Origin of the sequence: Salinibaculum sp. SYNS191, from assembly GCF_037338445.1 — an archaeon.
Taxonomy (GTDB): domain Archaea; phylum Halobacteriota; class Halobacteria; order Halobacteriales; family Haloarculaceae; genus Salinibaculum; species Salinibaculum marinum.
The window spans coordinates 3,933,262-3,942,322 of sequence record NZ_CP147838.1 but is presented as its reverse complement, the minus strand read 5'-3'; the positions used below and the strand labels follow the sequence as shown (position 1 = coordinate 3,942,322).

Annotated in this window: 4 protein-coding genes and 1 pseudogene; 2 read left to right on the top strand and 3 right to left on the bottom strand. The window is 63.3% G+C overall.

Annotated elements, in window-relative coordinates; translation table 11 throughout:
- Nucleotide 1: 1 nt before the first annotated feature.
- A pseudogene (gene rad50 / locus WDJ57_RS20400) lies at nucleotides 2-2,549 on the top strand (DNA double-strand break repair ATPase Rad50); the annotation flags it as partial.
- On the opposite strand, the gene WDJ57_RS20395 reads toward rad50, so the two are convergent.
- From WDJ57_RS20395 to WDJ57_RS20385, 3 genes are all read right to left on the bottom strand, one after another.
- Nucleotides 2,550-2,975, bottom strand: a complete 426-nt coding sequence (locus WDJ57_RS20395; protein ID WP_338902870.1) for a DUF7346 family protein — start codon at nucleotides 2,973-2,975, stop codon at nucleotides 2,550-2,552. It lies immediately after the preceding pseudogene.
- A gap of 25 nt (nucleotides 2,976-3,000) precedes the next feature.
- On the bottom strand, nucleotides 3,001-3,195 hold the full coding sequence (locus WDJ57_RS20390; RefSeq protein WP_338902869.1) for a DUF7322 domain-containing protein: 195 nt from the start codon (nucleotides 3,193-3,195) through the stop codon (nucleotides 3,001-3,003).
- 210 nt (nucleotides 3,196-3,405) lie between these two features.
- On the bottom strand, nucleotides 3,406-3,594 hold the full coding sequence (locus tag WDJ57_RS20385) for a DUF7331 family protein (RefSeq protein ID WP_338902868.1): 189 nt from the start codon (nucleotides 3,592-3,594) through the stop codon (nucleotides 3,406-3,408).
- A gap of 103 nt (nucleotides 3,595-3,697) precedes the next feature.
- Here WDJ57_RS20385 and WDJ57_RS20380 point away from each other — a divergent pair, with 103 nt between their 5' ends.
- Nucleotides 3,698-9,007: a DNA polymerase domain-containing protein gene (locus tag WDJ57_RS20380; protein ID WP_338902867.1), complete on the top strand. Its 5,310-nt coding sequence runs from the start codon at nucleotides 3,698-3,700 to the stop codon at nucleotides 9,005-9,007.
- Nucleotides 9,008-9,061: the final 54 nt, after the last annotated feature.

The window sequence follows — 9,061 nt, the reverse complement described above, 5'->3', positions numbered from 1 at the left end:
CTTCTTCGCGCTCTACGGCTCGAAGGCGCTGAACAAGACGCTGGACGAGGTGGTGACCATCGGTGCCGACGGCGCTGTCGTGGAACTCTGGTTCACCCACGCCGGGGAGTCCTACCACATCGAGCGCCGCCTGAGCGTCCGCGACGAGCGCACGCACACGACGAAGGCGGTGCTGGAAGGCCCGGAGGGGACCTACGAGGGCGCGACCGACGTGCGCCGCCGCGTCGCGGAACTGCTGCGGATGGACAACGAGGCGTTCGTCAACTGCGCCTACGTCCGCCAGGGCGAGGTGAACAAACTCATCAACGCGTCGCCGTCCCAGCGCCAGGACATGCTCGACGACCTGCTCCAGCTCGGCAAGCTGGAGGACTACCGCGAGCGCGCCAGCCAGGCCCGCGTCGGCGTCGGGCGCGTGCGCGACGACAAACAGGAGCCCTCTCGCAGGTCGACGAGCAGATAGCCGAGAAGGAGGCCCAGGACCTCCACGGCCGTCTGAACGCCCTGCAGTCCGAACTCGCGGAGGTGGAGTCAGACATCGAGCGCTTCGACGAGAACCGCGAGCAGGCCGAGACGCTGGCCGACGCCGAGCGGTGCTGGAGGAGTACGAGCAGCGCCGCGAGGAACTCGACGACCTCGAATCGGACATCGAGGACCTGCGCGAGAAGATACAGGCCACCGAAAGCGAGCGCGAGCGCCTGGCAGACGAACTGACCGAGGTCCGCGACCGGCGAGCGGAGGCGACCGAGCGCCGGGACGCCCTCCTCGCAGAGGCAGACGTCGACGAGGCGACGACTGAAGCCGTCGAGACCCGCATCGAGGACCTGGACGCGGATATCGAGGCCCTCCGGGAGCGCATCACGGACCAGAGCGTCGAGAAGCAGGAACACGACGGCGAGGCCGAGGCCGCCGAGGAGCGCGCCGACGACCTGGAGGCGGAGGCCGAACAGAACCGCGAGGAGGCAGCCGAGGTGGAATCGGCCGTCGCCGACGCGCGGGACCTGCTGGCGGAGAAGCGCGAGCAACTGGACGACCTCGCAGAGCGCATCGAGTCCCACCGTGAGGCGTTCGCCGACGCGCCCGTTGCCGAGGGCGAAGCGGCGGACCACCGCGACCAGGTGACCAATGAACTGGCCGACGTCCGCGAGACGCGCGCGGAAACCGAGGCGGAACTGTCGAACGCCGAGGAGCGGCTGGCGGAGGCGGAGTCCCTGCTGGAGGCCGGCAAGTGTCCCGAGTGCGGCCAGCCAGTCGAGGGTTCCCCGCACGTCGAATCTATCGAGGAACGCCGCGAGGCGGTCGAGGACCTGGAATTCAGGCTCGAAGAACTGCGAGAGCGCGAGGAGACGGTCGAAGCCAAGCGCGAGGAGGCCGAGGCCCTGGCCGAGCGAGAATCGACCATCGAGCGCCTGGAGAACGACCGCGAGAACGTCGCACAGCTCGTCGAGGAGAAGGAGAAGTCGCTGTCGGAGAAGGAGACCCAGGTCGACCGGCTCCGCGAGGAGGCCGACGAGCTGGAGGCCGAGGCGGAAGCAAAACGCGAGGAGGCCGCCGAGGCTCGCGAGAAGGCGACCGCCTGTCAGGAGGCTATCGCGGAGTGCAACCAGGAGAAGGCGGCGCTGTCCGAGCGGGTCGACCGGCTGGAGTCGCTGGCCGAGACCATCGAGACCATCGCCGACCACGAGGAGAGAATCGCGGACCTCCGCGAGACGCGCGCGGAGAAGGCGGAGGTCAACGACGAGCGCCGCGAGCACCTGGCGGACAAACGCGACCGGCGGGCCGAACTGCAGGAGGAGTTCGACGAGGACCGCGTCGAGGAAGCCCGCGGCGAGAAGGGGCGTGCGGAATCGTACCTGGAGAAAGTCGAGGCCAAGCTGGCGGACCTGCGCGAGGAGCGCGACAGACTGCAGAACGACATCGGCGGCGTGACGGCCGAAATCGAGGAACTGGAGGCGCTGCGCGAGCGCCGCGAGGACCTTTCGGAGACCGTCGAACAGCTGGACTCCCTGTACGACGAGGCCGAGCAGTTACAGGAGATGTACGGGACGCTGCGGGCCGAACTGCGCCAGCGCAACGTCGAGACGCTGGAGCGGATGCTAAACGAGACGTTCGATCTGGTCTACGAGAACGACTCCTACTCGCGCATCGAACTCGACGGGGAGTACCAGCTGACGGTCTACCAGAAGGACGGCGAGACGCTGGACCCCGACCAGCTCTCGGGCGGCGAGCGCGCGCTGTTCAACCTCAGCCTCCGGTGTGCCATCTACCGGCTGCTCGCGGAGGGCATCGAGGGCGCGGCCCCGATGCCGCCGCTCATCCTCGACGAGCCGACGGTCTTTCTGGACTCCGGACACGTCTCGCAACTGGTCGCGCTTGTCGACGAGATGCGCTCGCTGGGCGTCGAGCAGATTCTGCTCGTCAGCCACGACGAGGAACTGGTCGGCGCAGCCGACGACCTGGTCAGGGTCAGGAAGAACGCCACGACCAACCGCTCGACCGTCGAACGGGCCGAGACGGCAGACGCCGAGATACTGGCCGAAGCCGACGACTGACTACGCCTCGCGGAGTCGTTCTAACGCCTTGCTGGCCAGTTCTGTCGTGTCGTAGCCGCGTCGCGCGTCGACCGTCGCTTCCTCGACGAGGCCGGCCGCGCGGAACTCCGCGAGCAGTCCGTGGAGGTCACTCTCGCAGAAATCGTAGGCGTCGAGCAGGAGACGCACGCCCACTGGCCCGCGGCGGTCGATTTCCAGCAGGAGACCGAGCGCTCGCTCGTTCGGCACGGCCGTGAGGACGCGGCGGACGCTCGCCGGGACGGCCCCGACGGCGGTTTCCAGCGGTGATTCGCCCTCGACGCGCTCGATGTCGTCGTTGGGGAGGTGGCGCTGTTCGCCGGTGGCAGGGTCGCGGACGAGGCTGGCGTCGCTGGACTCTTTCAGGAGCAAGTAGTGGTTGCCGTCGCCGTCCCGGACGGTTCGCATAGCTCCGGGTAGGCTATCGTCACTGTTAGCCGTTCTGGTCGTCGTCCAGTTTCTCCTTCGTGGTCCGGTAGCGGTAGAGTCCGTACGCGCCCACGATGACGCCGGCGAGGAACAGCTGGCCGCCGAGCTCGACATTCTCTTCGAAGACGACGAACATTGCCCCGACGGACAGGGCCAGGAGAGCGATGTTGAACACGACGACGAGCGACCAGAACCGCATCTGCAACTGCGGGTCGGCGTCCTCCGGAGAGGAGCCTCCGGGATGTCCGGGGTGATATCGAACTGGTCCTCCTCGGGCTCGCTGTACTTGTCGTCGAGAACGTCGCTCTCGTCCCACTTTCTCGTCGCCACGTCCGGTTCCGTGTCTTCCTCGCTCCCCTCGGGCACAGGCGCCGTTCGACGCCGAGCCAGATAGGGCGTTCGGTCCGTCTCAGGCCATCTCTTCGAGGTGGACTGCGGTCGCGGACTGCATCCACGCAAGCGGGTTCTCCGTGTCGTAGAAGACGATACCGTCCCCCGTCTCGTACGTCCCCACGGCGTCTATCGGTTCTGCTCCGCCCTCCCGGACGGTCACTTCCACGTCGCTACGCCCATCCGCTCCGTCCGTGCCTTCGGTCATCTACAGGCCTTTGGTATGGCACCACATGGCATATACTTTCCGGCGGGGACGGCACTGCCGACCGGGATATTTTAGGCGGCGGCCGCGAAGAATCCCTACTATCATGGGCCAGTTCGAACTCGGGGACTTCGAGGACGGCGAGCCGGAACGACGGCCGGCAGACGAGGCAGCGGCCGTCGCCGGCAACGGCGGGTCCGACGCCGTCCACGTCGACCCGTCCGACCAGTTGTTCCCTGAGACGGAGGAGACGGTCGAGATGGCCGTCACGCAAATCGACTACACCGTCGAGGGCTACGGCGACGACGAGTACCCCATCATCCACGTCTTCGGCCGCACGGCCGACCAGTCGCTCGTCCACGCCCGCGTCCACGACTTCAAGCCCTACTTCTACGCACCTGCCGAGAACGTCACCGAGGGTCGCCTCCGCGAGTACGACCGGCTCACCGGCTGGGAGGAGACCGGCGACGACGGCGAGCCCTACGAGTCCATCCGCGGCGAGCAACTGGTCAAGATCTTCGGACAGACACCGCGCGACGTGGGCCAGATTCGCGACGAGTTCGACCACTACGAGGCGGACATCCTCTTTCCCAACCGCTTTCTCATCGACAAGGACATCACCAGCGGCGTCCGCGTCCCGGCCCGCCACGTCGACGACGACGCCGACCGCACGACACTCCGGGTCCACCACGACGAGGTGGAGCCGACGCCCGTCGACGCCAGCCCGCGGGTCAACACCTTCGACATCGAGGTGGACGACCGCTCGGGCTTCCCCGAGGACGGCGAGGAACCCATCATCTGTCTCACCTCCCACGACTCCACCCGCGAGGAGTACGTCGTCTGGCTCTACGAGGCCCCGGCGGGCGTCGACGGCCCCGAGGCGCTGGAAGGGTACGACCCGATCGGTCCCGACTTCGAGGCGGACGTGCGCCGGTTCGACACCGAGGAGGCGATGCTCGACGCCTTCATCGGGTACGTCGAGGACACCGACCCCGACGTGCTGACGGGCTGGAACTTCACGGACTTCGACGCGCCCTACCTGCTCGACCGGCTGGAAGAACTCGACGGCGACACCGACCACGACCTCGACATCGACCGCCTCTCCCGCGTGAACGAGGTCTGGCGCAGCGACTGGCAGGGTCCCGATATCAAGGGCCGGGTCGTCTTCGACCTCCTGTACGCCTACCAGCGCACGCAGTTCACCGAACTCGACTCCTACCGGCTGGACGCCGTCGGCGAACAGGAACTCGGCGTCGGCAAGGAACGGTACACCGGCGACATCGGCGACCTCTGGGAACAGGACCCCGAGCGCCTGCTGGAGTACAACCTCCGCGACGTTGAACTGTGCGTCCAGCTCGACCGCGAGCAGGACATTGTCGACTTCTGGGACGAGGTCCGCCAGTTCGTCGGCTGCAAACTCGAAGACGCCACCACGCCCGGCGACGCCGTCGACATGTACGTCCTGCACAAGCTCCACGGCAACTACGCGCTCCCCTCGAAGGGCCAGCAGGAGAGCGAGGACTACGAGGGCGGCGCTGTCTTCGACCCCATCACGGGCGTGCGCGAGAACGTCAGCGTGCTGGACCTGAAGTGTTTCAGCAGGGACACCGACGTTCTGACACCGGATGGTCCAGAGAATATAACTGACTTGGAAGTCGGTGACCCAGTCTATACGCTAAATCCGGACACGTTCGAATGTGAAGTGAAACCGGTAGCCCAGACGCACGAGTACGAGAACAAATTCGGTGAGCTACACCACCTTAGCGGGAACACCCACGATTTCAAAGTTACCGAGAACCACCGTTTTCTCGTTTCGAAAGAGCGAGGCTGGGACGAACAGACGCCGGCTGATTTCGATTTCGTGGAGTATCGAGATTTGAGAGAGAGTGAACGCTATGCATTCCCCCAACACAAGTCGGTGCGCGGTCGAACACCGGAGACGTTCGAACTCGTCGACGAGGTGGACAGTGGACACGCAGTCGTTTACTGTGAGAAGGATCTGAGATGGTTCCGGAATCGGATGCCGGATGCGGTTCAGGACTCACTCGACCTCGTTCACGGCTCGTCTGCGGCGATGGGCATTCAGAAGACTGTTGGGAAGTATCTCGTCCCTATCGAGCTGTACCGCGAACACCGAGCGGTCGTTCGAGAGCACGCTGACGGGGTATTCCTGAAGTACGGTCCTCAGCACAGGGAAACCCCACTCTCGTTCGATATGGCAAATTGGCTCGAATTCCTCGGTTGGTTCGTCACGGAGGGAAGTATCGACTGGGCCAACGGGCGGGTCACCCTCCACCAGAGTGACGAAGCAGGTCGGGAAGCAATCTCTGACCTCCTTGACCGGATGGGGCTCAATTACAACACCGACGAGCGTGGCTGCAATATCTCCAATCAGTATCTCGTCGAATGGTTGGAGGACAACTGCGGTACTGGCTACGCAGAGAAACACCTGCCAGAGGGGGTGTTCAAACTCGACGGTGAACTACTGACCGTCCTGTTGAATACGATGATTCGGGGCGATGGGAGCCGTACTGCATCTGGTCTCGGAAAATTCTGGACGAAGAGCGACCGTCTCAAGGACGACATCCTGAACATTGCAGTCAGGTGCGGTCACAAGCCCACTGTCTCCAAGCAATCGGATGGAACGTGGTACGTCTCGGTCGGGAAGCGAGGGTCCTTCAACAAGTCGACGAACGCGACTGTCGAAGACCACGATGAGACAGTTCACTGTATCACTGCCGAAGACAACCACGTGGTGTTGGCCGGCCGCAACGGTCACTACCAGTGGGTCGGGCAGTCGCTATACCCGATGTGCATGGTCACGACCAACGCGTCGCCGGAGACGAAGGTCGACCCCGAGTCCTACGATGGCGAGACCTACCGCGCGCCCAACGGGACGCACTTCCGGAAGAAACCGGACGGCGTCATCCGGGAGATGGTTGACGAGCTTCTGACAGAAAGAGAGGAGAAGAAATCCCTACGGAACGATTACGACCCCAAAGAGCCGGAATACGAGCAGTACGACCGGCAGCAAGCAGCTGTCAAGGTGATTATGAATAGCCTTTACGGAGTGTTGGGATGGGACCGCTTCCGCCTCTACGACAAGGAGATGGGTGCGGCCGTGACTGCCACCGGACGCGAGGTCATCGAGTACACCGACGAAGTCGTCGAACGGGAGGGGTACGAAGTGGTTTACGGAGATAGTGTAACCGGTGACAGACCGGTTGTCGTCCGAGACGAAGACGGGACGGTCCGAATCGTGCCTATCGAAGACCTGTTCGCGCGAGCAGGCCCCGAACAGGAGGCCCAACTCGCTGTCGATGGTGGCACTGCGACGTCAACATCTCCCAAAGACCGTCGCCCACTTAGCGGCTGGGAAGCGCTTTCGGTGAACGAAGACGGGAGTCCGGAGTGGCGGCCGATAACGCAGGTAATCCGGCACAAAACGGACAAGCCAGTCGTCAACCTCCAGCACAAGTTCGGCGAGTCGACGACGACCAGAGACCACTCGTACGTCGTTGACGACGGGGACGGGCTGACCGAAAAGCCGCCAGCGGACGTGGACGAACCACTGCGCGTTCCAGAATTGCCGGAGGTCGAGACGAAGCAGTCGATAGACGTATACGAACAACTGCGGGGGTACACGCGTTCGTACGAGGACGGTCGTAGTGTCGGCACAGAAAACGCCGAGACCAAAGTCAAGCGCGTCCACACAGACGGTGAGTGGGTCTGGTTCGGTCACGAACACCACGACGCCCTCGACAAGACGGTCAAAGTCAAACGCCACATCGACCTCACCAGCGACGAAGGAGAGTCGTTCGTCCGACTGCTCGCGGCGTACGTGTCGGAGGGGAGCGCGTCGACGGAAGAAACGACCGAGAGCAGATATGGAGCGAGTATCGCCGAATTGCGGCGTCGCTGGCTCGAACAACTACAGGACGATTACCACCGGCTGTTCGAGGACACTACTGCCAGCATCGTCGCCAGTGACGCTGGCGGTGAACGTGAAATTGCGTATGATACTGCTGACGGACACTCGTCAGTGACGTACGACGACAGTACGTTCAAATTGCAGATGATGAACGAACTCGCGGCCGTTTTCTTCCGTGAGTTTGCAGGCCAGACCTCACGCAGAAAGCGAATCCCATCGTTCGTCTATCACCTTTCGGATGAACAGCAGTCGCTGTTTATCGATGTGCTTGTCGAGGGCGACGGTTCCAGGGAGTTCCCCCGCTACAGTGAGGACTACGCGGAGCGAAACTTCGACTTCGAAACCACGAGCCGTGACCTGGCCGCTGGGCTCTCGACACTGCTCACCCAGCGCGATGAGAAACACTCGCTGAAATACCGTGACTCGAAGGATTCCTACACTATCCGGACGTGTGATTTCTATCGGTCAGGTCGCGAACCCGTCCTGACCGAAGTCGACCACGACGGATACGTCTACGACCTGAGCGTCGAAGAGAACGAGAACTTCGTGGATGGGGTTGGCGGTATCGTTCTCCACAACACCGACTCGGTTATGTTAGAAGTCGGAGATATCGGCCCCGACGACGTCGAGGCTGACGTCGAGGTCACCGACGAGATGCGCGAGAAGCACCCGGAGATGGGCGACGACGAACTGTTGACTATCGCCGCGACGATTCAGAAGGGATTCGAACTGGAGGAGGTCATCAACGCCTCGTACGACGAATTCGCGCTCGAACAGTTGAACGCGGAGTTCCACCGCTTCGAGATCGAGTTCGAGAAACTCTACCGGCGCTTTTTCCAGGCGGGCAAGAAGAAGCGCTACGCAGGCCACATCGTCTGGAAGGAGGGCAAGGACGTCGACGACATCGACATCACGGGCTTCGAGTACCAGCGCTCGGACATCGCACCCATCACCAAGGAGGTCCAGAAGGAGGTCATCGACAAAATCGTGATGGGCGAAGACACCGAGGACGTGAAGTCGTACCTCCACGACGTCATCGAGGACTTCCGCGCGGGCAACGTCTCGCTGTCCGAGGTGGGCATCCCGGGCGGCATCGGGAAGAAACTGGACAACTACGATACCGACACCGCGCAGGTGCGCGGCGCGAAGTACGCCAACCTCCTGCTGGGGACGAACTTCCAGCGCGGGTCCAAACCCAAGCGTCTGTACCTGGAGAAGGTCCATCCGGACTTCTTCGAGCAGGTGGAGAGAGAGCAGGGGCTGGACCCCTCGGAGGACCCGCTGTACGGCGAGTTCAAGCGCAACCCGGACGTCATCTGCTTCGAGTACGACGACCAGGTTCCTGACGGGTTCGAGATAGACTGGGACAAGATGCTGGACAAGACGCTGAAGGGTCCCATCGAGCGCATCATCGAGGCGCTGGGCATCTCCTGGGAGGAGGTCAAATCCGGACAGGAGCAGACCGGCCTCGGGCAGTACATGTGAGCCGCCAGGGCCCCCGTACGGGGTCCATCTTTTTCGACTCAGAAAATATATTTC